Source organism: Asanoa sp. WMMD1127 (genome assembly GCF_029626225.1).
Taxonomy (GTDB): Bacteria; Actinomycetota; Actinomycetes; order Mycobacteriales; family Micromonosporaceae; genus Asanoa.
The window spans coordinates 25,420-49,286 of the sequence record NZ_JARUBP010000001.1 but is presented as its reverse complement, the minus strand read 5'-3'; the positions used below and the strand labels follow the sequence as shown (position 1 = coordinate 49,286).

Annotated in this window: 24 protein-coding genes; 11 read left to right on the top strand and 13 right to left on the bottom strand. The window is 72.0% G+C overall.

The genetic code is table 11. The features are described from left to right. Window positions 1-223 precede the first annotated feature (223 nt). From O7635_RS00240 to O7635_RS00230, 3 genes are all read left to right on the top strand, one after another. The gene (locus tag O7635_RS00240; protein ID WP_278085332.1) at window positions 224-1,234 is read left to right on the top strand and encodes a mechanosensitive ion channel family protein; all 1,011 of its coding nucleotides are present in this window, start codon (window positions 224-226) and stop codon (window positions 1,232-1,234) included. A 231-nt stretch (window positions 1,235-1,465) separates the two neighbouring features. Continuing rightward, window positions 1,466-2,806 carry an MFS transporter gene (locus tag O7635_RS00235; RefSeq protein ID WP_278078362.1) on the top strand — a complete coding sequence of 447 codons (1,341 nt, stop codon included), beginning with the start codon at window positions 1,466-1,468 and terminating at the stop codon, window positions 2,804-2,806. A 788-nt stretch (window positions 2,807-3,594) separates the two neighbouring features. Beyond that, entirely contained in the window at window positions 3,595-4,764 is a 1,170-nt protein-coding gene (locus O7635_RS00230) for an MFS transporter (RefSeq protein WP_278078361.1), read from the top strand. A 55-nt stretch (window positions 4,765-4,819) separates the two neighbouring features. Here the strand turns inward: O7635_RS00230 and O7635_RS00225 are convergent, their stop codons facing one another. The 3 genes from O7635_RS00225 to O7635_RS00215 all read right to left on the bottom strand — a co-directional run bounded on the left by O7635_RS00225 (window position 4,820) and on the right by O7635_RS00215 (window position 8,236). Beyond that, window positions 4,820-6,577, bottom strand: coding sequence for a glycosyltransferase (locus tag O7635_RS00225; protein WP_278078360.1), 1,758 nt, complete (start codon window positions 6,575-6,577; stop codon window positions 4,820-4,822). 4 nt (window positions 6,578-6,581) lie between these two features. Further along, complete coding sequence (locus O7635_RS00220; protein ID WP_278078359.1) at window positions 6,582-7,616, bottom strand: glycosyltransferase family 2 protein; 1,035 nt, start codon at window positions 7,614-7,616, stop codon at window positions 6,582-6,584. A gap of 98 nt (window positions 7,617-7,714) precedes the next feature. Continuing rightward, a complete protein-coding gene (locus O7635_RS00215; protein WP_278078358.1) occupies window positions 7,715-8,236 on the bottom strand; it encodes a hypothetical protein in 522 nt (173 codons plus the stop codon). A 78-nt stretch (window positions 8,237-8,314) separates the two neighbouring features. Between O7635_RS00215 and O7635_RS00210 the strand changes: the two genes are divergently transcribed. Further along, window positions 8,315-9,544, top strand: a complete 1,230-nt coding sequence (locus O7635_RS00210) for a GNAT family N-acetyltransferase (protein ID WP_278078357.1) — start codon at window positions 8,315-8,317, stop codon at window positions 9,542-9,544. A 25-nt stretch (window positions 9,545-9,569) separates the two neighbouring features. Then, a complete protein-coding gene (locus O7635_RS00205) occupies window positions 9,570-10,001 on the top strand; it encodes a hypothetical protein (protein WP_278078356.1) in 432 nt (143 codons plus the stop codon). Here the strand turns inward: O7635_RS00205 and O7635_RS00200 are convergent. The 4 genes from O7635_RS00200 to O7635_RS00185 form a co-directional block, all read right to left on the bottom strand. Then, on the bottom strand, window positions 9,998-10,468 hold the full coding sequence (locus O7635_RS00200; RefSeq protein WP_278078355.1) for a ribose-5-phosphate isomerase: 471 nt from the start codon (window positions 10,466-10,468) through the stop codon (window positions 9,998-10,000). The genes O7635_RS00205 and O7635_RS00200 overlap by 4 nt on opposite strands. Before the next feature lie 13 nt (window positions 10,469-10,481). After that, complete coding sequence (locus O7635_RS00195) at window positions 10,482-11,672, bottom strand: DUF1015 family protein (protein WP_278078354.1); 1,191 nt, start codon at window positions 11,670-11,672, stop codon at window positions 10,482-10,484. Between the two features lie 54 nt (window positions 11,673-11,726). Then, on the bottom strand, window positions 11,727-11,999 hold the full coding sequence (locus O7635_RS00190) for a hypothetical protein (RefSeq protein WP_278078353.1): 273 nt from the start codon (window positions 11,997-11,999) through the stop codon (window positions 11,727-11,729). A gap of 79 nt (window positions 12,000-12,078) precedes the next feature. Continuing rightward, entirely contained in the window at window positions 12,079-12,705 is a 627-nt protein-coding gene (locus O7635_RS00185) for a DsbA family protein (protein ID WP_278078352.1), read from the bottom strand. A 179-nt stretch (window positions 12,706-12,884) separates the two neighbouring features. On the opposite strand from O7635_RS00185, the gene pepN reads away from it, so the two are divergent. Together pepN and O7635_RS00175 are read left to right on the top strand one after the other, a co-directional pair. Then, window positions 12,885-15,437, top strand: a complete 2,553-nt coding sequence (gene pepN / locus O7635_RS00180) for an aminopeptidase N (protein WP_278085331.1) — start codon at window positions 12,885-12,887, stop codon at window positions 15,435-15,437. 9 nt (window positions 15,438-15,446) lie between these two features. Next, window positions 15,447-15,716, top strand: coding sequence for a hypothetical protein (locus O7635_RS00175; protein WP_278078351.1), 270 nt, complete (start codon window positions 15,447-15,449; stop codon window positions 15,714-15,716). Between the two features lie 158 nt (window positions 15,717-15,874). Here the strand turns inward: O7635_RS00175 and O7635_RS00170 are convergent, their stop codons facing one another. Then, the gene (locus tag O7635_RS00170) at window positions 15,875-17,554 is read right to left on the bottom strand and encodes an enoyl-CoA hydratase-related protein (protein WP_278078350.1); all 1,680 of its coding nucleotides are present in this window, start codon (window positions 17,552-17,554) and stop codon (window positions 15,875-15,877) included. A gap of 162 nt (window positions 17,555-17,716) precedes the next feature. On the opposite strand from O7635_RS00170, the gene O7635_RS00165 reads away from it, so the two are divergent. Continuing rightward, the gene (locus O7635_RS00165; RefSeq protein ID WP_278078349.1) at window positions 17,717-18,499 is read left to right on the top strand and encodes an SDR family oxidoreductase; all 783 of its coding nucleotides are present in this window, start codon (window positions 17,717-17,719) and stop codon (window positions 18,497-18,499) included. On the opposite strand, the gene O7635_RS00160 is transcribed toward O7635_RS00165, so the two are convergent. Then, window positions 18,468-19,073 (bottom strand): hypothetical protein, encoded by a 606-nt coding sequence (locus tag O7635_RS00160; protein WP_278078348.1) that lies wholly within the window; start codon window positions 19,071-19,073, stop codon window positions 18,468-18,470. The genes O7635_RS00165 and O7635_RS00160 overlap by 32 nt on opposite strands. 20 nt (window positions 19,074-19,093) lie before the next feature. On the opposite strand from O7635_RS00160, the gene O7635_RS00155 reads away from it, so the two are divergent. The 3 genes from O7635_RS00155 (at window position 19,094) to O7635_RS00145 (ending at window position 21,330) form a co-directional block, all read left to right on the top strand. Further along, window positions 19,094-19,582, top strand: coding sequence for a RidA family protein (locus O7635_RS00155; protein ID WP_278078347.1), 489 nt, complete (start codon window positions 19,094-19,096; stop codon window positions 19,580-19,582). Then, window positions 19,579-20,586 carry a methyltransferase gene (locus tag O7635_RS00150; RefSeq protein ID WP_278078346.1) on the top strand — a complete coding sequence of 336 codons (1,008 nt, stop codon included), beginning with the start codon at window positions 19,579-19,581 and terminating at the stop codon, window positions 20,584-20,586. The genes O7635_RS00155 and O7635_RS00150 overlap by 4 nt, the downstream gene beginning before the upstream one ends. A 69-nt stretch (window positions 20,587-20,655) precedes the next feature. After that, the gene (locus O7635_RS00145; RefSeq protein WP_278078345.1) at window positions 20,656-21,330 is read left to right on the top strand and encodes a DUF4097 family beta strand repeat-containing protein; all 675 of its coding nucleotides are present in this window, start codon (window positions 20,656-20,658) and stop codon (window positions 21,328-21,330) included. 545 nt (window positions 21,331-21,875) lie between these two features. On the opposite strand, the gene O7635_RS00140 is transcribed toward O7635_RS00145, so the two are convergent. From O7635_RS00140 to O7635_RS00125, 4 genes are all read right to left on the bottom strand, one after another. Further along, window positions 21,876-22,007, bottom strand: a complete 132-nt coding sequence (locus O7635_RS00140) for a hypothetical protein (RefSeq protein WP_278078344.1) — start codon at window positions 22,005-22,007, stop codon at window positions 21,876-21,878. 243 nt (window positions 22,008-22,250) lie between these two features. Then, entirely contained in the window at window positions 22,251-22,382 is a 132-nt protein-coding gene (locus O7635_RS00135; protein WP_278078343.1) for a hypothetical protein, read from the bottom strand. A gap of 126 nt (window positions 22,383-22,508) precedes the next feature. Next, on the bottom strand, window positions 22,509-22,739 hold the full coding sequence (locus O7635_RS00130) for a hypothetical protein (protein WP_278078342.1): 231 nt from the start codon (window positions 22,737-22,739) through the stop codon (window positions 22,509-22,511). Window positions 22,740-22,844: 105 nt separating this feature from the next. Further along, window positions 22,845-23,819 (bottom strand): winged helix-turn-helix domain-containing protein, encoded by a 975-nt coding sequence (locus O7635_RS00125; RefSeq protein WP_278078341.1) that lies wholly within the window; start codon window positions 23,817-23,819, stop codon window positions 22,845-22,847. Between the last annotated feature and the right edge of the window lie 48 nt (window positions 23,820-23,867).

Sequence of the window (23,867 nt, the reverse complement as noted above, 5' to 3'; positions counted from 1 at the left end):
CGGCGTGCGCCACGACCGGCGCCGGCGGTCTGCCTTCGCCCGTGCAGCAATAGTCCCTGATGGGGGACCCGATTGCACGTACTAATCCGGGGTCGGTGAGTGAAGCTTTGGTTTCCTGTGGTGAGATGGTCGGTTCCGTCCCGTTGCGGTCGGCCTGAGCCCGGCTTTTCCGGCTCACGGCCCATGCGGTACGAACGCAGGTGTGACTGCCATCGACACGATCATGAACCTCGCCGAGGCACCGGCCACGCCCGCTCCGACGCCCAGTTGCGCCAACAACGACGCCGTTTGCGACTGGATGTTCGACCTGACCGGTTCCACCTGGGCCGCCGAAGGCAGCTACTACTTTCTCGTCAAACCGCTGCGGATCATCGCGATCCTGCTCCTGGCGATGATCGCCCGCTGGCTCCTGCACAAGCTGATCAGCCGGCTGGTCCGGTCGACCTCCGAGGGCTCGGTGCCGGCGATCCTCAAGCCGCTGCGCAACCGGACGCCCACGGGCCCGGTGGACAGCGCCGCGACCATGCCCGAGCGGCGCCGCCAGCGGTCCGAGGCGATCGGTTCCGTGCTGCGCAGCATGGTCACCGCGTTCGTCTTCTCGATCGCGCTGCTGATGGTGCTCGAGGAGCTCAGCTTCAACCTCGGCCCGCTGCTGGCCAGCGCCGGCATCCTAGGCCTGGCCATCGGCTTCGGCGCCCAGAGCCTCGTCAAGGACCTGCTGGGCGGGCTGTTCATGCTGCTGGAGGACCAGTACGGCGTCGGCGACACGGTCGACCTGGGCGAGGCGACCGGCATCGTCGAGGCGGTCGGGTTGCGGATCACCACGGTCCGGGACGCCCGCGGGGTGCTCTGGTACATCCGCAACGGCGAGATCATCCGCGTCGGCAACAAGAGCCAGGGCTGGGCCATGCTGATGATCGACATGCCGATCGGCTTCGCGGACGCCGAGGAGGCCACCGAGGTGCTGCGGGCGGCGGCGACCAAGGTCTACGCGGACCCGGAGCTCACCGATCACTTCGTGGAGGCGCCGGAGGTGCTCGGCGTGGAGAGCGTGACCGTCGACGGCACCGTCATCCGGACCATCGCCAAGACCACTGCGGACGGACAGTACGTCGTCGGCCGGGAGCTGCGCCGCCGGTTGACCGAGGCCCTGGCCGGCGCCGGCATCACGGCCCAGCTCGCCGCGGCCCGGGTGCTCCCACGCCCCTCCGCACCGGAGGGCGGTCCTAGTTAGACCTGTTTTCGCAGATCGAAGGACGTGCGAGTCGGGGTCGCGCCCCGGTTGAACGGTCGGGTATCGTCCGATCGTTCAGTCGGACAAGCGACCCCCTGCCCGTTCGCCCTAGCCAGTTGTCAGACGATCGGGCAGAATCCGTCCCAAGCTCACTTCACCCCCGACGTCTGACAACGTTGCTCGGTCGCACCGCCACAAGTGGGCTGGCCGAGGGCGATGGAGGCTTAGCCAGTGTCCGACGAGACACGACCGTCCAATCGGCCGGCAACCTTCCGTGAGGTTTTCGGCCAGCGCGAATACCGCGCGGTCTTTGCGGCGAGTGCGCTCTCCTGGCTGGGTGACTACATCTCCAAGGCCGCGGTCACGGTCATCGTCTACCACGAGTCGCAGTCGGTGGCCCTGTCGGCCGCGGCGTTCGCGATCAGCTACCTCCCCTGGCTCGTCGGCGGCCCACTGCTCGCGACCCTCGCCGAGCGCTACCCGTACCGCACGGTCATGGTGGCCTGTGACCTGCTGCGGATGGCGCTCATCGCGCTGATCCTGATCCCCGGCCTGCCCGTGCCGGTCATGCTGGTCATCCTGTTCGTCGCGACGCTGGCCAACCCACCGAGCCAGGCCGCCCGGTCGGCGCTGATGCCGCTGATCCTGCCGGGCGACAAGCTGGTCGTCGGGCTGTCGCTCAACAACAGCACCGGGCAGGCGGCCCAGGTCGCCGGCTACGCGCTGGGCGCGACCATCGCCGCCTTCAACCCGCGGGCCGCGATCCTCGTCGACGTCTGCACGTTCCTCGCGTCGGCCCTGCTGATCTGGTTCGGCACCCGGCACCGCCCGCCGGCGATGACCGACGCGCACCGGTCCAACCTGCTCCGCGAGACCGGCGAGGGCTTCCGCCTGGTGTTCGGCCAGCCCGTGCTGCGCGGCATCGCCCTGCTGGTCTTCTCCGCGATGCTGTTCTCGATCGTCCCCGAGGGCCTGGCCGCCGCCTGGGCGCAGGAGAAAGCCGGCGGCGGCGCGGCCGGCGGCTACCAGGCCCTGATCATGGCGGCCAACCCGGTCGGCTTCATCATCGGCGGCCTGACGATGGCCCGCCTGGTGCCACCCTCGGTCCGCCAGCTCCTGGTCCGCCCGTTCGCGGTGCTGTCGCCCCTGGTCCTGGTGCCGGCGCTGTTCAACCCGTCACCGGTCGTGGTGGCGCTGCTGGCGGCGATCTCCGGCTTCGCCGTGGCCGGCCTGATGCCGGTCGCCAACGGCCTGTTCGTGCAGGCCCTCCCGCACGGCTACCGTGCCCGCGCATTCGGCGTGATGGCCACGGGCGTGCAACTGATGCAGGGTGCCGCGGTCCTGGTCACCGGCGTCCTGGCCGAACGCTTCGACATCCCACCGGTGGTCGGCGTCTGGAGCATCGGCGGCGTCGTGCTGATGCTGGTCATGGTCAGCAAGTGGCCGAGCGCGCAACAGTTCGACGTGGCGATCGCCGAAGCGGCCAAGTCCCGGCCGCCGGCCGACGCCGAAGAGCGCCCACCGGCCCAGCGCGGCCCCTCCAGCCACCGCCCGGCCCACGCCCAGCCCTGAGCTTCAGTCGGCGAACCGGAGCTGAGCCGTTGCCTCATACGGGTCGACGACCTTCACGGAAGCCATTGAATGCCTCGGTATCGCGTCCGTGCCTCCGGCCGGATTCGGAGTAATTCGTCAGGTGGTCGTGGCTAACCTGGCACAACTTAGGCGACGTGCTGATTCGGTGATCATTTACTGCGGCTCGCTCTTCCTGCGATGTCTTGTCTCTCTCGCGTGAGCGGTTGGGAGATAGACAAGGAGCAGCAAGAGACCTCCGATGACCAGACTTGTCCAGGCTGGTGTTCGCTTTGCCGCGACGAGGTCTGCGCACTCGCTGGCGTGGCCGGCCCTCGGCTGGCCCCCTCCATAGAGGGCACCAAGCTGACCGAGACTGTCCTCGAGCTCGACGCTGTCTTCCTTGGAGACGAAAACGCTTCCACAATCGGTGGAGTCAACGGTGGACGGCTTGAACCCAAGAAATAATCCGATTCCCAGAACAACCACACCAACCACCCCGACCATATACGGCTTGAGCTGGAAGTTGGCTGGGGGACGGTCTTGGATCTGGGCCACCCCACAATCGTTTCCCCGTCATGCACTGATCGCCAACTTCAAAGCTGTGATGCACCCATTTGGTTGAAGGTTCGGAATGGGGCGGCGCTCTGGGCGGCAACGGACTTATGCCGGTCGAAGGCGGCTAGAGGTCGTGGCGCCCGCTGGAGCTGAACGGTCGAGCCGCGGCCGCGCCAGCACCTGTCAGCAAGAGCACACCCGGCCAAGATCGTGAGCTGGTTAGGCTGGCGGTCGTGCGCAATGTCGGAATCACGGCCTTCGTCTTCTGGACCGTCATGCTCGGCACCACGGTGCCCACCCCGCTCTATCCGCTCTACGAGAGCGCCGTCGGCATCGTTCCCGTCGAGGTGACCGTCCTCTTCGCCGTGTACGCCATCGGCGTCGTCGTCGGCCTGCTCACCCTCGGCCGGCTCTCCGACCAGATCGGCCGCAAGCCCGTGCTGGCCATCGCGCTGCTGCTGGCCGCGGCCGCGGCCAGTCTGTTCCTCGTCTCCGACAGCCTCGGCATGCTGCTCGCCGCCCGGGTGCTCTCCGGCTTCTCCGCCGCCCTGGCCACCGGGGCCGGCACCGCCGCGATCGGCGAGCAGCTCCCGGCCGACCGCAAGTGGCTGGGTCCCGTGCTGGCGCTCGTGGCCAACATGGGCGGGCTCGCCTCCGGCACCATGCTCGCCGGCATCCTCGCCGAGTGGGCCGGCCACCCGCTGCGGCTGAGCTGGATCGTCCATCTCGGACTGATCGTGCTGTCCCTGCTCGGCCTGACCGTGGTCGCCGAGACCGTCCGCCGCGGCAGAGCCACGTTCCGCCTCCAGCGCCTGCGCGTCCCGCGCGAGATCCGTGGCGAGTTCGTGCGGGCGTCGGCGGCGGCCGGCGCGGGCTTCGCCGTGCTCGGCGTGCTCACCTCGATCACCGGCATCCTGCTCGGCACGGAGCTCGGCAAGCACGACCCGGCGCTGACCGGCTTCGTGGTCTTCCTCGGCTTCGTCTTCACCGGCACCGGCCAGCTCATCGACCGCCGCCTGCCGCCCCGGGTGTCGCTGCCCGCGTCCTGCGTCGCCTTGATCATCGCGGCCGCCCTGATCGCCACGGCGGTGCTCGGCGCCTCGCTGCCGGCGCTGCTGGCCGCCGCCGTGGTGGTCGGCCTCGCCACCGGCAGCGCGGTCAGCGCGGGCCTGCGGGCGATCGCGACCGGCGTGCCGGCCGAGCGTCGCGGCGAGGCGTTCTCGGCCTTCTTCGCGATCCTCTACACGGTGCTCGCCCTGCCGGCGATCGGCGTCGGGATCGTCATCGAGTACGCGAACCTGCGCTGGGCCGGCGGCGTCTTCTCGCTGGTGGTCGGCCTGCTGGCACTGACCGTGCTGATCAGCCTCAGCCGCACCCGCCGCCGGGCGCCGGCCCCCGCCTGAGCTCCCGGTCAGGCGAAAGCACCGCCGCCGGCCGGCGCGGGCCGGCGAGCAGGCGTCAGGCGCTGGCGCCCAGCGGGGCACCGAACTCGGCGTACGGCGGCATGCCCGGCCAGGTCACCACCGCCGAGTCGAGGAAATATTGCTGGCCCGGGTCCCACGTGTGGCCCTTGGCCCGGCGGTGGTAGACGTAGCCGAACGGGTGCGTCCGGTAGATCAGCCCGCCGTCGGCCTTGACCCGCGTGATGATGCCCAGGTCGACCGAGCGCGGCACCGGCCGCCAGCCGCCCGCGTTCTCCAGGTCGCCCCGGCCGATCAGGATCGTGCCGCCGGCCACCGACTCGGCGTACGACTCGGCGTTTCCGAACTTGCGCCGGATCGTCTCGTTGCGCTCCTCGAGGTGGATGAACTCGGCGGCCTTGCCGACCATCGTCGCGCCGGAGAAGTGCCGGGCCAGCACCAGGTCCCAGATGTGCTCGGGGCCGTACGTGTCGTCGTCGTCGACCTTGGTCACCAGGCTGCCGTTGGACCGCGCGGTGACGATGCCCAGACCCGTGCCGAAGTCGACGCCGGCCGGCACCTCGACCACCGAGATCGGCCGGGCGCAGCGGGCCACGAACGCGTTGAGCGCGTCGGTGGGCGGGCAGCCGTGCAGGCCGACCACGATCTCCAGGTCGGGGTAGGACTGCTTCTCCAGCGCGTCCAGCACCGGCCCGAGGATCTCCGGGCGGCGGGTCATCAGGATCGCGCTGACCGTCGGCAGCGCGCGCAGCAGCGGGAAGCCGTCGGCCGCGAGGCGGGGCAGGACGAGCTCGGCCGCGTGCCCGCGCAGGGCGGCCCGGCGCTGCCGGATGCTGTGCACCTCGAGCGCGACCGCGTCGGTGACGTCGGGCGCCGGCTCGGCCAGGATGCCGGCCAGCTCGGGGGAGAGCAGCTTCGACACGGCCGGCGGCAGCTCCGGGGCGCGCAGCACGGCGCCGGTGGCGGCGATCTGCACCAGCATCCCGGCCGCCTGGCCCGGGTCGCCGGCCCAGCCGGCCAGCTCGGTCGCGTCGACCGTGGCCCGGCGCCGGACGATCTCGATGGTCAGCTGGTCGAGCCCGATGCCGTCGAGCCGGCCGGAGCGCACCTTGGGCCCCGAGCGGGCGTCGCCCAGCACCAGCTTGAGCTCGCCCTTGGCGGTCTTGTCGGGGCGGCCGCGCGGGTTGATCCGGATCGCGTCGAACAGCACCGCGCCGCCGGCCTGAGCCGTGTCGCTGGGCAGCACGACACCGGCGGCCGACGGGTCGGCGTCAGCGTCGGCGGTGAGCAGCACGTCGGTCGGACGGATCTCGTCGGGCGACGGCAGCCGGCCGTAGCGCGCCGACGGCGGCAGGAACGCCGGCAGCACGCCGGTGGCGGCGATGTCGGGGCTGGCCGGCATCGGCATCCGGCGGATCGGCAGCAGCGCGTTGAGCCCGCTGCGCACGATGTCGCGCAGCGGCAGCGGCTCGTGCAGCGCGAACGTGATGGCCGCCACACCGCGCTTGCGCAGCGGGAGCGAGACCTTGTGCCGTCGCAGCCGGGGCAGCGGGTCGATGGCGCCCGACCAGCCGGGGCGGATGGCCTGCCAGTAGACCATGATCCGGACGGACCGGGCCGGCAGCGCCGACTCGGGGGCGGCGAGCAGCTCGCGAACCTGGCCCGGGTTGGACGCGATGACCCACACCCGTTGCCGGGGGAGCCGGATCACGCGTACGCCGAACCACCGCTTGAAGCGGGCGAGCTTGCTATTGGGCGCGGGGCAGTTGAGCAGCGACCACGATGACGACGACACGGGGCTAGGGTACGGCGTCCGAAACACGCGGCTTTGCCCCGGCGGGCCGGGTGGCCCGCTTGACCATCTGGACCTGCATCTTGCGGCCCGCCCGCAGCGCCTCGAAGAGCAGGAACGCATTGTGCGCGACCAGGCGGTGCTTGACGCCCTCGTCGCCGGGCGGCAGCGGGTAGCCGCCGGCCGGCCGCTCGGCCCGGTGGAAGGCCACCAGCCGGGCGAAGAACTCGCGGCGCCGGCCCGGCGGCACCCGGGCGCCGTGGTTGAGCACCTGCAGCAGGTGCCAGACCGCCCGGGCGAACACCGGGGCCCGCAGCTCCTCGGCGCGGTCGCCCAGGAACCTGAACACGAACTCCCACTGGTCGAAGACCTCGAAATGGCGGTCGCTGACGGTGCGGGTGATCGAGCCGGTCGCGCGCTGCCGGTAGGCGTAGGAGTAGCGGTCGAGCAGCGTGATCCGGTCGGCGGCGATCATCAGGGGCAGGGAGAACGCGACGTCCTCGTACCAGCCGGGGCGGAACGCGAGACCGAGGTCGACCAGGAGCTGCCGGCGCACGACCTTGTTGCAGGCGATGTGCAGCAGCTTGAGCAGGCCGGGCACCTGGGCGAGACGGAACGTCTCCGGCGTCGGGCCGGCCCAGCTCACCTTGTTCTCCTTGACGGCGCCGTTGGGGAAGACCCGGGCGAAGCCGGTCACCAGCAGGTCGGCGTTGGTCTCGGCGAGCCGGTCGGCGACCGCCCACAGGGTGCCGTCGGTGAGCCAGTCGTCGCTGTCGACGAACCAGACGTAGTCACCCGTCGAGGCGGCCAGCCCGGCGTTGCGGGCGGCGCCCAGCCCTCGGTTGACCGGCAGCGTGAGCACCCGGACCCGGCTGTCGCGGGCCGCGTAGTCGGCCAGGATGGCCGCGGAACCGTCGTCGGAGGCGTCGTCGACCGCGACCAGCTCGAGGTCGTCGAACCCCTGGCCGAGGATCGAGTCGAGACACGCGGGGAGATAGTCCTCGACCCGGTAGACCGGCACGACGACGCTGAGGAGAGCCAACAGAGACCTCCCTCTGGGGGACCTTCCCGGCGGGAAGTGGAGGCCAGTGTAGGGCTCGAGCGCCACGGCTGACTGCCCCGTTTGTGGGACAGAACCGGTCAGAACTGCCGGGCGATCCAGCTCCAGGCGTCGACCACCCAGTCGATCTGCCGGAGGTACGCGACCCCGACGCCGACCAGGAACACCGCGGTCACGAGGTGCGCGCCGCGCGCGGAGCGGCGTACCCGGCCCAGCTGTTTCTCCAGCACCACCCGGCCGACCACCCGGGCCAGCGCGTAGAGGCCGAGCGCGACCAGGCCCGTCAGCACGAAGAGGGCCACCGGGGTGCCGAGGTTGCCGCCGTCGGAGATGGCCCACAGCCCCCAGCAGACGAAGGCGAACAGCGCGCCGAACAGCATCGTGCCGGCGCCCCGGCGGAACAGCCGGAGCTCCTCCGAGAACACCGGCCGCGGGATCGAGCCCGTGTCGCCGGGCCAGCCGGTGCCGGTCGGTATGTGTGGCTGTGCGGGTTGCGGCGGCCGTCCCGGGCCGACCTGCGCCCGTCCGCGCTGGAACGGGTTCGGGTCCTCCGGTGGCATTTCGACGGTGCGCTCGGCCCACGGCTCGCGTTGGTCGGTCATCGCTTCCCCCTCCTGACGTCAGGGTAGCGAGCCGACAAACCGGTCGCCCCATCGCCGACAATCCGGTACGCAGGACGCATGAGTTCCCCCGACATCGAGGTGCGGACCGCCACCCCCGACGACTTCGACGCGATCGCGGCGATGCTCGGCGTCGTCTTCCACTACACCCAGAACCCCGAGTCCCTCGCCGTCGAGCGCCCCTTGCACGATCCGGCGCGCGGGCTGGTCGCCGTCGACGGCGACCAGATCGTCGGCTCGGCGGGCTCCTTCGACCGCGAGATGGCCGTGCCCGGCGGCGTCGTGCCGTGCGCGCACGTGACCGGCGTCGGCGTGCTGCCGACCCACCGCCGCCAGGGCATCCTGCGCCGCATGATGGAGCGCCAGCTCCGCGACGTGGCCGCGGCCGGGCGCGAGCCGATCGCCGCACTGTGGGCCAGCGAGACCGCGATCTACCCGCGGTTCGGCTACGGCTTCGCGGCGCCGCGGCTCCAGCTCCAGGCCGACCTCACCGGCACGGGCCTGCCGGCGCCCGCCCCGGGCCGGCTCCGCGCGGGCAGCCCGGCGACGCTCCGGATCGAGCTGGCCAAGCTCTACGACGAGCTGCGCCCGCACCGGCCCGGCTGGTCGAGCCGCGACGACAACTGGTGGAACTTCCTGCTCCTCGACATCGAGGCACACCGCGAGGGCGCGACCGAGCGGCAGGCCGTCGTGCACGAGACCCCGGACGGCGCGGTCGACGGCTACGCGATCTGGCGCGTCAAGGGCGACTGGGACGACGGCGGTCCCAACGCGGAGGTACGGGTCAGCGAGGTGGTCGCCGGCAACCCGGACGCCACCCGGGCACTCTGGCGCTTCCTGTTCTCCCTCGACCTGACCCGGCGGCTGACCTACGGCCTCGCCACGCCCGACGAGCCGCTGCTGCACCTGGTCCCGGAGCCCCGCCGGCTCAAGCCCACCCTGGCCGACGGCCTCTGGGTGCGCCTGGTCGACGTGCCGGCGGCACTGCGGGCCCGCGCCTACCGCGCGCCGCTCGACGTCGTGCTCGAGGTGACCGACGCGCTCCTGCCCGCCAACGCCGGCCGCTGGCGGCTGACCACCGACGGGACGACGACCTCCTGCGAGCCCACCACCGACCCGGCCGACCTGGCCTGCGACGTGCTCGAGCTCGGCGCCGCCTACCTCGGCGGCACGGCGCTGGCGACGCTCGGCCGCGCCGGCCGGGTGCGCGAGCTGCGACCCGGCGCGCTGGTCGCCGGCGACACCGCGTTCGGCTGGCACCAGGCCCCCGGCGGGATGGAGGTGTTCTGACGGACCAGCGGGTACGGTCGGGCGCATGAGCGACAACGAACGGCGTAGGCGGCGCCTGCGCCATCCGGCGTCCCGGCCGGCCCCGGCCCCGCCGCCGTCCGATGTCGACGACGAAGGCCACCCGTCGGCCGTCACGGCCGAGGTGCACGACCCGGTCCCCGAGCCGGCCCCGGCCCCGCGCAAGCCCGACGCGTCGGAGAGCCGGCCCCGCCGCCCGGCCGGCCACCGCTCGCCCGGCGGCCTGCCGCCGGCGGAGGACCGCGAGGCCGAACGCGGCCTGCGCGGCCTGGTCGGCTCGGGGGCATCCCAGGTCGGCACCGCCGCGGCGATGCGGGCCCGCGACGCGTCCCGCCCCAGCGCGGCGGAGGAGGCGGAGGCTCTGGACCGCCTGGTCGTCGTCCGCCGCAACTGGGTGCCCCGCGAAGACCTGCCCCGCGGCGGCGCCAGGCCCCGCTAGTCGGGGAGGACCGGCAGCTCCTGGGAGATCTCGTAGTCGGCGACCTCGGAGATCCGGCGGGCGTGCCGGTCCGCGCCCGAGAACGAGGTTTCGAGGAACGCCTCGACCAGCGCCGTCGCCTCCTCGAGCGAGTGCTGGCGCGCGCCGACGCCGGCGACGTTGGCGTCGTTGTGCTCGCGGCTCAGGCGGGCCGTGTCGAGGTTCCAGATCAGCGCTGCCCGGACCCCCTTGATCTTGTTGGCCGCGATCTGTTCGCCGTTGCCGGAGCCGCCGATCACGATGCCGAGGCTGCCCTTGTCGGCGACCACGCGGGCGCCGGTGTGCAGGCAGAACGACGGGTAGTCGTCGTTGGCGTCGTAGTGGTGCGCTCCGACGTCGACCACGTCGTAGCCCTTGGCGGCGAGGTGCGTGACCAGGTGGGACTTGAGCTCGAAGCCGGCGTGGTCGGAGCCGAGGTAGACGCGCATGGTCTGCAGTCTCTCAGTGCGCGCCGAGCTCGGCGAGCACCAGCCCACCGCGGGCCTTCGGCGTGAACCAGGTGCTCTTGCGCGGCATCTTGGCCCGGGCCAGGTTGACCGCCACGAAGTCGTCGACCGTGACCGGCGCGACCAGGATCGCCAGTTCCGCGCGGCCGGCGTCGACCTCGCCGGTGAGCCACTCCGCCGGGTAGTCGCCGCCGACGTAGGTGATCCGCTTGTCGCCCGGCTCCAGCCCGAGGGCGTCGCGCAGGATGATCCGCTCGACCAGCGCGTGGTCGAGGTTGTCGACCCGGCTCACCGCGGCGTCGTGGGGGAGCGCGACGGCGTGGGCGGCGCCGGCGGCGTACACGACGACCGAGGTGGGTCGCAGGTCGGTGACCGGCGTGACCTCGGCGCCCGCCGCGCGCAACGCGTCGAGCAGCTCCGCCGGGGTGCTGGTCAGCTCGCTGATCAGGCGGTTGTAGGGCTGGATCGCGACCGACGCCGGCGTGGTGATCACGGCCAGGAAGCGCGGCAGCTCGCCGAGCTGGGCCGCCAGGCTGCGGTGGTTGCCGTCCGCGACGACGAGCTCGCCGCCGCCGGCCAGCGCGGTCAGCCGGTCCTGGGTCGCGCCGGGCCCCAGCGGCCAGATCGCGTGGGTGCGACCGGCCTGGTCGAGGTCGGTCGCGGCGGGCGCGCCGGCCGCGTCGCAGGCCGCCGCGAGGGCGGCCTGCAGCTCCGCGCCGCGCCCGGTCTGCAGCAGGAGCACGGGCGACAGCAGGTGGCCGACGGCCTCGGCCAGGGCGACCCGCTCCCGCACCTTCTCGATGAACACGTCCTCGTTGCGGATCACGAGGCCGGGCTCGTCGGCGCTGGTGGAGATCTGGTCGGTGTCGACCATGGCGAACATGCCGTACGCGGGCTCCTCGCCGGGCGCCGTGATCCGGTAGAGCACGACCACCCGGTCGGCGGGCGTGTAGCTGCCGTCGTCCTTGGCGTCGGCGAGGCGCTGCGCGGCCGCGGACAGCGAGTCCAGGAAGGACCGCCCGCCCGCGTCCGGCGCCCGGTGCGGCATCTCGATCGCGAGCGCGCTGCGCTGGTTGTCGGCGATGATCGCGGTGATCTCGCTGTCGTCGGCGAACTCGTCGTAGTTCTGCGCGCCGGTGCCGCCGGTGGTGATCCAGGCCCGGGCGATCGGGTGCACGATCGTCATGTCCGAAACGCTACCGATGGGCGTACGCGTGACGGCGGACACCCGGCCGCCGTCTCAGGCTGTGGCGCGGGTGGTCTCCCGTGGCGCCGGCACCAACATGTCGAGCCGGTCGAGGGCGGTCGGCGTGCGGTCGTCACCCGAGGGAGGGACGAAGTCGGGGGCCGCCACCTCGGCCCGGCACGGCGCGGCGCCGACGAGGATCGGCGGGGCGAGCAGGTCGACGCAGTGGTCGGGCAGGTTCGGCGCGAGCGTCTCCCACCGACCTTCGTCGACCGACCAGTAGGCGGCGCCGATGCTCTCCGCGACGTCGTCCGGGTGCTCGGGCATGGTCTTCGTCCCATCGTTGCGTAGGGTGACGGCGGTCACCCTACGCAACGAACGGGTCGGGCATATGGAAAGGCCCCGATCAGTCGAAAATCGGACCCAGGTCGCGCGTCCGCTTCAGCTCGAAGAACCCGGGGGTGCCGGCGACCAGCACGACGCCGTCCCAGAGCCGGCCCGCGGCCTCGCCCTTGGGCGCCGGGGTGACCACCGGGCCGAAGATCGCCAGCGGCTCGCCGTCGGGACCGGGCGCGTGGATCACCGGCGTGCCCACGTCGAGCCCGACCGGCTTCATGCCCGCGTCGTGGCTGGCCCGCAGCGCCTCGTCGAACTCGGTGCTCTCACCGGCGGCGACGAGGGCGGTGTCGAGACCGGCCTCGGCCAGCGCGGCCTCGTAGAGCTCCGGCCCGCGCTCCTGCCGGCCCGGGTGGATCCGGGTGCCCAGCGCGGTGTAGAGGTCGCGCAGCACGTGGTTGCCGTACTTCTGCTCGGCCGCGATGCAGATCCGCACCGGCGCCCAGGCCGTACGCAGGAATTTCTTGTAGTTCTCGTCGAGCATGTCGCGGCCCTCGTTGAGCACCGCCAGGCTCATCACGTGGAAGGTCACGTCGACCGGGCGGACCTTCTCGACCTCCAGGAGCCAGCGGGAGGTGATCCAGGCCCAGGGGCAGGCCGGGTCGAACCACATGTCGACACTCTGACGTTCGGACATGGTTACGTCCTTCGGGGGGTTCGGGGTACGTACCCTGATATTCACCCTCGCCCGACCCTTCCGCACCGGTCGGTGCTCGTGACGTGGGTTACCGTGATGCGCTCCGGCGACCGTGGAAGACTCGACGAAATGCCGGTGTCGTCACCGTGGACGCAAAGGGAGATCAGAACGTGGCTGGTGTGCGCAACCTGACCCAGGCCGAGGCGGCCGAGCGGGCTCGACTGCTCGACGTCACCTCGTACGACATCAGCCTGGACCTGGCCTCCGCCGGGCAGGGCGACGCCCGCACGTTCCGGTCCGTCACCACGGTCGTCTTCGACTGCCGCGAGCCCGGCGCCACCACGTTCGTCGAGCTGGCGGCCGCGTCGGTGCGCTCGGCGACGCTCAACGGCCAGCCGGTCGACATCAGCGGCTGGGCCGCCGACAAGGGGCTCACGGTGCCGGGGCTGGCCGCCGTCAACGAGCTCGTCGTGGACGCCGACTTCAACTACTCCACCTCGGGGCAGGGCCTGCACCGCAGCGTCGACCCGGTCGACGGCGAGACCTACCTCTACAGCCAGTTCGAGACGGCCGACGCGCAGCGGGTCTACGCCGCGTTCGACCAGCCCGACCTCAAGTCGGTCTACACCTGGCACGCGACGGTGCCGGCGCACTGGAAGGTCGTCTCCAACATGCCGGTGTCCTCTGTGGACACCGTCTCCGACGAGGTCAAGACCGTCCACTTCGCTGCGTCGGAGCGGATGTCGACCTACATCACGGCGCTGTGCGCGGGGCCTTACCACGAGGAGCGCTTCGCCCACGACGGCATCGACCTCGGCTACTTCTGCCGGGCGAGCATGGCGCAATATTTCGACGCCTCCGAGCTGAACCTGATCACGACGCAGGGCTTCGACTTCTACCACGCGCAGTTCGGGGTGCGTTACCCGCTGCCGAAGTACGACCAGCTGTGGGTCCCCGACTTCAACGCCGGCGCGATGGAGAACTTCGGCTGCGTCACTCACGCCGAGTCGGCCTACGTCTACCGCTCCCAGGTCACGGACTTCGAGTACGAGCAGCGCGCCAACACGATCCTCCACGAGCTGGCCCACATGTGGTTCGGCGACCTGGTCACCATGCGCTGGTGGAACGACCTGTGGCTCAACGAGTCGTTCGCCGAGTGGGCGAGCCACTGGTGCAACACCAACGCCACGCGCTTCACCGACGCCTGGACGACGTTCCTGTCGGTCCGCAAGAACTGGGGCTACCGGCAGGACCAGCTCAGCTCGACCCACCCCGTCTACTGCGAGATGCCCGACCTCGAAGCCGTGGAGGTCAACTTCGACGGCATCACGTACGCCAAGGGCGCGTCGGTCATCAAGCAGCTCGTCGCGTACGTCGGCATCGAACCGTTCCTGGCGGGGCTGCGCGCCTATTTCGCCGCGCACGCGTGGGGCAACGCGACGTTCGACGACCTGCTCGGCGAGCTCGAGGCGGCGTCCGGTCGGGAGCTGCGCAAGTTCGCGGCCCAGTGGCTGGAGACGGCGCAGGTCAACACGTTGCGGCCGCAGGTCGAGATCGCGTCGGACGGGACCTACGAGTCCGTCGTGGTGCTGCAGGAGGCGCCGGCCGACTACCCGACGCTGCGCACCCACCGCATCGGCGTCGGCCTCTACGACCTGACCGCCGACGGCAAGCTGGCGCGCCGCGAGCGGCTGGAGATCGACGTGACCGGCGAGCGTACGCCGGTGCCGCAGCTCGCCGGGGTCCGCGCGCCCGACGTGCTGTTGCTCAACGACGACGACCTCACCTACGCCAAGCTGCGCCTCGACGAGCGCTCGATGGCCACGGTGGTGCAACACATCGACGGCTTCGACTCGTCACTGGCGCGCGCCCTGTGCTGGGCCGCGGCCTGGGACATGCTGCGCGACGCGGAGCTCGCGGCCCGCGACTACGTCGCGCTGGCCCTGACGGGCCTGCCGGCCGAGGCCGACATCAACCTGGTCACGGCGACGCTGCGCCAGGCCGCCGGGGCGCTGTCCTTCTACGCCGACCCGGAGTGGGCGCCGACCGGCTGGGCGGCCCTGGCCGACACGGCCCGCACCGCGATGCTCGCCGCGCCCCCCGGATCGGGCTTCCAGCTGGCATGGGCGCGCGCGTTCGCGTCGGCGGCGCGCTCCGACGAGCACCTGGCCATCCTGCGGGGCTGGCTGTCCGGCGACAACGTGCCGGCGGGCCTGCCGATCGACACGGAGTTCCGCTGGTCGCTGCTGCGCGCCCTGGTCGCCAACGGCGCCGCGGGCGCCCCGGAGATCGAGGCGGAGCTCGCGTCGGACCGCACGTCGAGCGGCGAACGCGAGGCGGCGGAGGCGCACGCCCTGATTCCGTCGGCCGACAACAAGGCGTCGGTGTGGCGTGCGCTGACGGAGTCGAAGGAACTGCCGAACTGGCGCAACCGGGCGCTGCTGTCGGGCTTCCAGCACTCGACCCAGGTCGAGCTGACGGCCCCCTACGCGTTGCGCTTCTTCGAGTCGGTCGCGTCCGTGTGGGCGATGCGCGACAGCGAGCCGGGCCAGGAGTTCGTGGTCTACGGCTACCCGACCTACACGATCACCGACGAGGTCGTGGCGGCGGCCGACGCGTGGCTGGGCCAGGCGGGCCAGCCGGCGGCGCTGCGCCGGCTGGTGGCCGAGGGCCGCGACACGACGGCGCGTGCGCTACGGGCGCGGGCGCGCGACATCGCCGCCGCTTCCTGATCGCTTTCCATGGCCACCGTCTGGGTTTTTCACGGCGAGGGCGCCCGCTACGCGGCGGGCGTCTTCGCGTCCGCAGCCGACGGCCTGGCCTGGGCCGCCAGCCATGGCGTGTCCGGCCTGCTGACGGAGTACACCCTCGGCGACGGCTGCTATGACCTGGCGGTTCGCGAGGGTAGCTTCCGTCCGAGCCGACCGCACCACGGAACGCCGGCCCACGTCGCAGCGTTCTCCCCGAGCCTCGCCCACGTGCACATCGTCGACGGCCAACCCGCCGCTTGACCTGACGCCTTTCGCGGTCGGTGTCGCTGCTTTGCGGCCGGGCTTGTCGAATTCCGGGCTCGCGCGGGGCGCGTCCGTGACCAGCCTTGCTGATCCTCCGAAGCATGGTCCGCTCCCTGCGCGACGGCTAAGGTTCCGCCACCGGGCCGAGCACCAGCTCAGTCGTACGCGCCGCGGTATTCGGTGGCGGCTGCTGGCGGGTGGCCGCCCCGTTTGTGCACGAAGTCCGCCAGCGCGGACTGGAACGGCTCGCTCGCGAAGTCGCGGTCGATCACCTCGAGCTCGCGTGCCTGCGTCGAAGCGAGCTCCGCCTCTGTCGGGAGTGGGCGCCAGCGTTGGTCGTCCGACCGCTTGCCCTGGTCGCGGTGGTTCAGCGCGAACTCGTGCACCCACATCAACAGGTCCTCATCGGACAAGGAACCCGGCGCCAGGTAGTCGACCAACCCCTGCTGATGGGCCTGGAAAGCGCTCAGCGGCAGGCAGTCGTGCAGCAGCGCAGAGCGCGAAGACTCGGACGGCAGCCGCCCCGGCAGGGTCAGGGTGTGGAACTCCGAGCCGGTCAGCCCGCCCATGCCCACGTAGTGGTAGTTGAACGTGCGGCCCGGCACCGCCACCACCACGTCCGCGCACAGCGACAGGAACGCCCCGCCCGCGCCCGCGTCGCCGTCGAGGAGCGCGATGACCGAGACGCCCTCGCGGCGGGCGCGGAACAGCGCCAGCGCTACGTCGTTGATCGCGCGGATGTTGGCGCGCGCTTCGGGCAGCGACGCGGGGGCCGCGTACACGTGGTTGAGGTTGATGCCGTTGCAGAACGGCCCGGCGCCACCGCCGCGCAGGACGATCTGGTCCACCTCCGGCCGGCGCGCCGCCGCGGCGATGCTCGCCGAGACCGCACGGCAGAAACCCGTCGACCAGGCCCCGTTGTACGCCGACGCGGTGATCACCGCCACCGGGCCGAGCAGGGTCGTGGTCACCGGCCGGTACGGCAGCGGATCGCCCTGCCAGCCGGGGAAGCGGCCACCCAGCACGTCGCGCAGCCACCACGCCGCGGGCACCTTGCAGCCGGCCGCCTTCACGTAGCCGATCCAGACGCTGTCGGCCCCGGCCACCACCCGGATCGCGCCGTCCGGCAGCCACCCGACCACCTCGCCCGGCGCGCCGTGGGCCGGACCGGCGGGGTGCACGTCGTACACGTGGATGGTGTGGCCCAGCAGCTCGGTGCGCACGCCCGGGGAGCCGTCGCGCGCCGCGCACCGCCAGACGATCTCGTCGGCCGGCAGCGACCAGTCCACTGTGCAGTCCGCCTGGCGCAGCACGTCGTTCCACCGCCCGAGCACGTCGGCCTGCGCGTAGTCCAGCGGGCGGGGCGTCGGCAAGGGCTCGGCCACGAGCCGCGCGAGACCGTCGAGCAGGGCGGCCCGATGGGCGTACGCGTAGATCCAGCTCTTGGTGGCCGGTCCGGTCGGGTAGCGGAACGTGGTGGTGTGCAGGATGTCGCCGGTGTCCCAGCCGTCGGCGGCGAGCAGCAGCGTGTTGCCGCCGAACGGCTCGCGGCGGCACCGCCCCCAGTCGATCGACGAGGCGCCGCGGTCGCCGAGACGCCCGGGATGGTTGATCACGACGCGGCCGAACAGCTCGGGCGGCACGCGGCTGGTCAGGGTGGGCGCGATGATCAGGTCGGGCCCGTACCACCGGTGCGCCTCGACCATCGCCTCCGGTGACGTGGCCGGCTGGAACGCCGTTTGGATGCCGTGGTCCCGCAACCAGCAGTAGGCGGCCATCGTCGCGCCGCCGAACCCGTCGGACAGCAACAGCACCCGCTGCACGCGATGAGACATTACGGCAAATGTCCGGATTGCGGGGTCGGGTTCGTCGTGCTGGAACCAGCCGAGCCAGGGATTCGACACGACCGCGATCCAAACCGGTGCTCGCGGCGGACCGACGGACCAGACGTACGCATTGCGGCCACCTCGCGACCCGCCGCGCGGGATGATCGGCGGATGGAGCTTGGTCTCGCGGGCAGGACCGCGGTCGTCACCGGCGCCGGCAAGGGCATCGGGCTCGCGATCACCCGGACACTGGCCGCGGAGGGCGCGCGCGTCGTCGCCGGCTCGCGCACCATCACGCCCGACCTCGCCGCGCTCGCCGACGCGGGCCAGGTCTTCCCGACGGCGGTCGACCTCGCGACGCCGGACGGTCCGGAGCGGCTGCTGGCCGACGCCCGCGACCGCGGCGGGGCCGACATCCTCGTCAACAACGTCGGCGCGACGCCGGCCCGCCCGGACGGCTTCGCCTCGATCAGCGACGACGACTGGCTGAAGACCTTCACGATCAACTTCTTCGCCGCCGTACGCGCCACCCGCGCCGCCCTGCCCCAACTGCTGGCGAGCCGCGGGGTGATCGTCACGGTGTGCTCGGTCAACGCGACGCTGCCCGACCCGCTGGTGATGGACTACAGCGCGGCCAAGGGCGCCCTGCTCAACTTCTGCAAGGCGCTGTCGAAGGAGGTCGGCCCACGCGGGGTCCGGGTCAACACGGTCAGCCCCGGCCCGGTCGCCACCGACCTGTGGCTCGGCGAGCACGGCATGGCCCGGACGGTGGGCGCGGCGACGGGCGCCGCACCCGACAAGGTCGCGGACTCGGCCGCCGGCGAGTCGGTGACGAACCGGTTCACCCAGCCGCAGGAGGTGGCCGACCTCGTCGTCTTCCTGGCCAGCGACCGGCCGGGCAACGTGACCGGGGCCGACCACATCATCGACGGCGGCCTGACCACCTCGCTGTGATGATCGCGGCGACCTCATCCGCCACCTCGGCCGGCGGACGGGTCGCGTCGACGACGTGGGTGGCGCGGGCCCGCTGCGGCAGCACCAGGCGACGGTGGGCCGGCAGCAGGGTGCGGGAGATGTACGGCTCGCGGTTGTCGTCGGTCGGCGGCCGGCCCAGGCGGCGGCGGACCAGCTCGTCCTCCGGCAGGTCGAGGTAGACGCGGACGTCGAAGCCGCACGCGATCGCGGCGTCGTGCAGCGCGAGGTGGCCGACGAGCACGCACACCGGCCGCGGCCGGATCGTCCGGGTCGTGATGCCGGCGGCCCGACTCTCTCGCGAGCGCGCGTCGACCGTGGTGGGCCGGCCGGCGCGCAGGTCGCCGAGGTGGGCCCGGAGATCGGACCAGCGCCACAGGTCCGGATCGTCCCAGTCGGTGACCGTGCGGCCCGCGGCGGCGAGCGCGGCCCGCCCGATGACGAGGTCGTCGAGCGACAGCACGGACAGCTCGTCACCGAACCGCTCCGCGAGGGCGGCGGCGAGCGTCGTCTTGCCGCTGCCGGTGCCCCCGGTGACGGCGACGAAGAGCGTCACGAGCCGTAGTGTTCCAGGTCGTGAGCGAACGGATCGAGAGTCGACTGGCCGAGCTGGGCCTGGAACTGCCGGCGCCGCTGAAGCTGCCCGGCGGCGCGCGGCTGCCGTTCCCGTGGGTGCGGGTGCACGGCGATCGGGCGTACGTGTCGGGGCACGGCCCGCTGGCCCGCGACGGTTCCCTGGCCGGGCCGTTCGGCAAGGTCGGCGCCGACGTGACACCGGAGCAGGCGTACGCGTCGGCCCGGCTGACCGCCCTCGCCATGCTGGCCAGCCTGCGGCAGGAGCTCGGCAGCCTCGACCGGGTCACCGCCTGGCTGCGCGTCTTCGGCATGGTCAACACGGCGCCCGGCTTCACCGACACGCCGATGGTGGTCAACGGCTTCTCGGATCTCGTGGTCGAGCTGTGGGGAGAGCGGGCCGGCAGCCACGCCCGGTCCGCGGTCGGCCTGGCCGAGCTGCCGTTCGGCATCCCGGTCGAGATCGAGGCCGAGGTGGCGATCTCGACATGACGTCGGCATCAGCCTGGGAGCGGTTGGCGCCGCTCACCGACCTGATCACCCCGATGGCCGTACGGGTGGCGGCCACGCTGCGGCTGGCGGACCTGATCGCCGGCGGGGCCGACCGCGTCGAGGACCTCGCGGAGCGGACCGGAACCGACGCGGACGCCCTGGGCCGGATGCTGCGTCACCTCACCCGGCACGGCGTCTTCACCGAGCCGGCGCCGGGCCGTTTCGCCCTCGACGACACGGCCGAGCTGCTCCGCGACGACCACCCGGCCGGCATGCGGAAGGCGTTCGACCTGACGGAGTTCGGCGGGCAGATGGATCTGGCCTTCACCGAGCTGCTGCACACGGTGCGCACCGGCCAGCCGGCGTGGGAGAAGGTCTTCGGGGCGCCGTACTGGGACCACCTCGCCGCGAACCCGGCCCTGGCCGCCTCCTTCGACGACTCGATGGCGTCGTCGACGCGTCCGACGGCGGCGGCCGCGTACGACTGGTCCGCGGTGCGCCACGTCGTCGACGTCGGCGGCGGCACCGGGGCGCTGGTGGCCGAGATCCTGCGGGCCAACCCCCACGTGCGCGCCACCTTGGTCGACCTGCCGGAGACCGTCGCCCGCGGCCGTGCGCTGCTGGCCGAGCGCGGCCTCGACGACCGCTGCGCGTTCGCAGGCCAGAGCTTCTTCGACCCGCTCCCACAGGGCGGCGACGTCTACCTCCTCAGCGCGATCCTCCACGACTGGTCCGACGCTCAGGCGAGGGCGATCTTGGGCCGCTGCGCCGAGGCCGCGGGACCGAGCGGCCACGTGGTCATCATCGAGTCACACGGGACGGCCGGCGACGATCCGGCCATGTTCGCCGAGATGAGCCTCCGCATGCTGGTCCTCGCCGGGGGTCGGGAACGCACGGTCGAGGACTACGCCGCGCTGGCGGCCGAGGCCGGCCTGACGGCGACGGCCACCACCACGACCCCGAGCGGCCTCGCCGTCATCGACTGCGTCGCCCGTACCCGCTGAGGGTTCGTGTCAGTGGCCGTGTCAGGGCCGTGGCAGGTCCATGGCAGGCGGGCTGCCGATAGTCGACGCATGACGAACAACAGCCACGCATTCGCCACCCCCGCCCCGATCAACGTCGTCCTGGACATCCCGGCCGGAGCCGTCCAGTTCATCGCTTCCGAGCGGACCGACACGACGGTACGGGTCGAGCCCGCCAACGCCTCCCGCAGCCGCGACGTGAAGACGGTGGAGCGGACGTCTGTCGAGCACGCCGACGGCGTCCTGCGCGTCGTGACCGCGGCGACGAACCAGCTCCTCGGCCCCTCCGGATCCGTCGAGGTGACCATCGAGCTGCCCGCCGGCTCCCGCGTCGAGGCGAAGTCCGGCGCCTTCGAGTTCCGCGTCGTCGGCCGCCTCGGCGACGTCACGGTCGAGGGCGCGTACCGCCAGATCAAGCTCGACGAGGTCGCCGCGCTCCGCCTGACCGCCATCGACGGCGACGTCGAGGTGGGCCGGCTGGGCGGGGCGGCGCAGATCAGCACGGCCCGGGGCGACATCCGAATCGCCGAGGCCGCGGGCGGCTCGGTCGTCCTCAAGACCAACTCCGGCAACATCTCGATCGGCGCCGCCGCGGGCGTATCGGCAACGCTGGACGCCGGGACGACCCTCGGCCGGGTGACCAACACCCTCAAGAACGACGGCGCCGCCGAGCTGGACATCCGCGCTACCACGACGCTCGGCGACATCAGCGCCTTCAGCCTCTAACCGAAAATGACCACCCGGGCGGAGCCCACCGCGATCGAGATCTTCTCGGTCGCGGTGGGCCTGCCTGATGACGGCGGCCTTGCCGCGCCGAGCGACACCGATCGGGTCAGGTCGCTCGCCTGACTCGGGCGGATCGTCGAGCAGATGGTTCGACGATCTCGAAGCGCCCCCTGGCGAGTGGGAGAACACCTCGCTGGATCGCGCGCGATCCAGGACTGCACGTCGCACGGGCCCCAAGCCGCACCATCGGCTAGACCACCCGGAAGGGTCGCACGATGGTGAAGGACGCTGCGCCCGAAGCAAAATGAGCAGTGGCCTTGAACACCTGGTGGGTGGACCGCCCCGCCGAGCGTTTCTGGATGGAAGTGACCGATCGCGACATCGTAGGGCTCGGCGACAATCTGCTGGCTCCGCGCTCGCTTCAACCCAGGCACGCGAACTCGAGGTGATCGACCGCGACTTCGCGAGCGAGCCGTTCCAGTCCCGCAAACGGGGCGGTCGCCCACCAGCAGCCGCCACCGAATACCGCGGCGCCTACGCCTGACCTACCAGGTCGAGGTGCCACCCGCGCGTCGGCGCAGGCGCGTCAGGACGACCGCCAGGATCAGGAAACCGGCGGTGGTCAGCGCGAAGAAGCCCGCCGGCAGCCAGTCGGGATCGAGGAGGTTGTCGACCATTCCCAGAGCCTGCAACACCGCGAGGGCGCCGCACAGCCAAGGAACCCATCGTCGGTAAAGGATCCCCGTTTCCATCCCCATGCTCTACCCGACACGGGCGTTTCCGAAGCGCTCGCCGGCCGGCCTGGCGTGCTGCTTGTTCGACCCAGAAGACGAGGGCCGCCCAAGGTGGTCGAAGATCTTGGTGCGCGCCCCGGCGAGGCGAAGAACACCCCCTGTACCCCCGCGACGCGCACCCATCACCTACCACGTCGACGTGCCGCCCCGGATCGTCGGTCCGCCGGCCCACTGGCAGTGCGCCCAGGCGAACGACGTGACGCCGTGGTCGTCGAGCATGTTGGTCTGCGCGTACGCGATCGACGCCGACTCGGTCACTGCGCCCGCGTACAGGATGGTTCTGGGTCCGTAGGTTCGCTCGATCTTGACGTAGCAGTTCGATCCGGGCGGTGGCGCGGGCTGGGCGCTCAGCCACGCCCACACCGTGCGGCACTCGCTGGAGTATCAGAGCTGCACGGTCATCCGGTAGTTGCCGCTCGTAAAGGTCTTGTCGTAGCGGCTGTAGGGCTGTGGAACGTCCATCGACCAGTAGCAGTCCTGGTAGAAGTTGCTCTGGTTGTCGCAGTTGGACACGACGCCGAACTGCTGCCACTCGCACGGCTCGGCGACCGCCCGCGCGGACGCCGGCGATGCCACGGCGATCAGCGCCGCCACCATCGTGAGTACGACACCCACGGCCTTGATCCGTCTCATCCTGTCCCCCCGTTGGTCAGTCCGTCCGAGGGGAGTGTTCGTTGAGTAGCCGGCCGGTCACAATGACGTTCGGCCGGGGCCGAAACATCAGCGCCCGTGGGTCACCAGCGCCCGGCCCAGCTCCGACAGCGTGTGCAGCACCCGGTTGCGGTCGCGGCGGCTGGTGACCAGGCCGGAGAGGCGCAGGATCTTGGCGTGCTCGCTCGCCGACCCGGCCGAGATGCCCAGCCGCCGGGCGAGCTCGGTGGTGGTGGCGTCCTGGTCGTGCAGGCATTCGAGCACCGCGGCCCTGGTCGCGCCGAGCAGCGCGTCGAGCGCCCGCCCACTGCCCGGCAGCGCGGCGGTGGTCGGCCGCACCGGATAGACCAGCACCGGCGGCAGGTCCGGGTCGAAGAGGGTGAGGGGCCCGCTGACACAGAAGTACGCGGGGATCAGCCGGATGCCCCGGCCGTCGAGGTGCAGGACCTGGTCGCGGTGACCCGGGATGCGCAGCTCGCCATCACGCCAGATCATCGTCGGCGCGAGGCTGCTCAGCAGCCCGTCGACGCCGTGCTCGGCCATCGCCGTGACCCGCTTCTGCCGTTCCTGCGCCAGCGCGGCGTCGATGCCACGCCCGCACGGCGCGACGATGGTGTCCCAGACGGTGCGCATGGCCGCCGTCAGCTGGTCGAGCGTGCGCGGCTCCCCGGCGGCGAGCTGGCGCGCCTCCCCGGGCAACCTCCGTGCCGCGCCCAGCAGAGCGATCTCACGAGCAAGGGCGGCATTGGGCGTACGCCGAACGGCCTCGAGCCCCTCGTCGATCCCACCGGCGGCGGCGCCGGGGGTGAGGAAGTCGGGGAAGTAGCCGACGTTGGGCAGCAGCGCGACCAGCAAGGCGGCGGCCGGCCCGAGATCGGCCTCCCGCAGCGCGGCCCGCGCCTGACGACGCCATCCGCCGAACAGCGCATCGCCTCGCTGCGGCCGCAACATCTGGATGCCGAGCGCCAGCTCCCACAACGGATCGGCCGCGGCCGCGATCCGCGTCCGGGCAAGGTCGTCCCCCGTGAACACCATCCGCAACATCCGGTTCTCCCACCGGTAGCACCGAACGGTCCCTGATCCGCCTAGAAG

Coding starts and splice junctions, on each gene's coding strand:
- O7635_RS00240 (WP_278085332.1), top strand. CDS start 224: ATGAACCTCGCCGAGGCACCGGCCACGCCCGCTCCGACGCCCAGTTGC.
- O7635_RS00215 (WP_278078358.1), bottom strand. CDS start 8,236: ATGACCGACCAACGCGAGCCGTGGGCCGAGCGCACCGTCGAAATGCCA.
- O7635_RS00210 (WP_278078357.1), top strand. CDS start 8,315: ATGAGTTCCCCCGACATCGAGGTGCGGACCGCCACCCCCGACGACTTC.
- O7635_RS00205 (WP_278078356.1), top strand. CDS start 9,570: ATGAGCGACAACGAACGGCGTAGGCGGCGCCTGCGCCATCCGGCGTCC.
- O7635_RS00200 (WP_278078355.1), bottom strand. CDS start 10,468: ATGCGCGTCTACCTCGGCTCCGACCACGCCGGCTTCGAGCTCAAGTCC.
- O7635_RS00195 (WP_278078354.1), bottom strand. CDS start 11,672: ATGACGATCGTGCACCCGATCGCCCGGGCCTGGATCACCACCGGCGGC.
- O7635_RS00190 (WP_278078353.1), bottom strand. CDS start 11,999: ATGCCCGAGCACCCGGACGACGTCGCGGAGAGCATCGGCGCCGCCTAC.
- O7635_RS00185 (WP_278078352.1), bottom strand. CDS start 12,705: ATGTCCGAACGTCAGAGTGTCGACATGTGGTTCGACCCGGCCTGCCCC.
- O7635_RS00175 (WP_278078351.1), top strand. CDS start 15,447: ATGGCCACCGTCTGGGTTTTTCACGGCGAGGGCGCCCGCTACGCGGCG.
- O7635_RS00170 (WP_278078350.1), bottom strand. CDS start 17,554: ATGTCTCATCGCGTGCAGCGGGTGCTGTTGCTGTCCGACGGGTTCGGC.
- O7635_RS00165 (WP_278078349.1), top strand. CDS start 17,717: ATGGAGCTTGGTCTCGCGGGCAGGACCGCGGTCGTCACCGGCGCCGGC.
- O7635_RS00150 (WP_278078346.1), top strand. CDS start 19,579: ATGACGTCGGCATCAGCCTGGGAGCGGTTGGCGCCGCTCACCGACCTG.
- O7635_RS00145 (WP_278078345.1), top strand. CDS start 20,656: ATGACGAACAACAGCCACGCATTCGCCACCCCCGCCCCGATCAACGTC.
- O7635_RS00140 (WP_278078344.1), bottom strand. CDS start 22,007: ATGGTCGACAACCTCCTCGATCCCGACTGGCTGCCGGCGGGCTTCTTC.
- O7635_RS00125 (WP_278078341.1), bottom strand. CDS start 23,819: ATGTTGCGGATGGTGTTCACGGGGGACGACCTTGCCCGGACGCGGATC.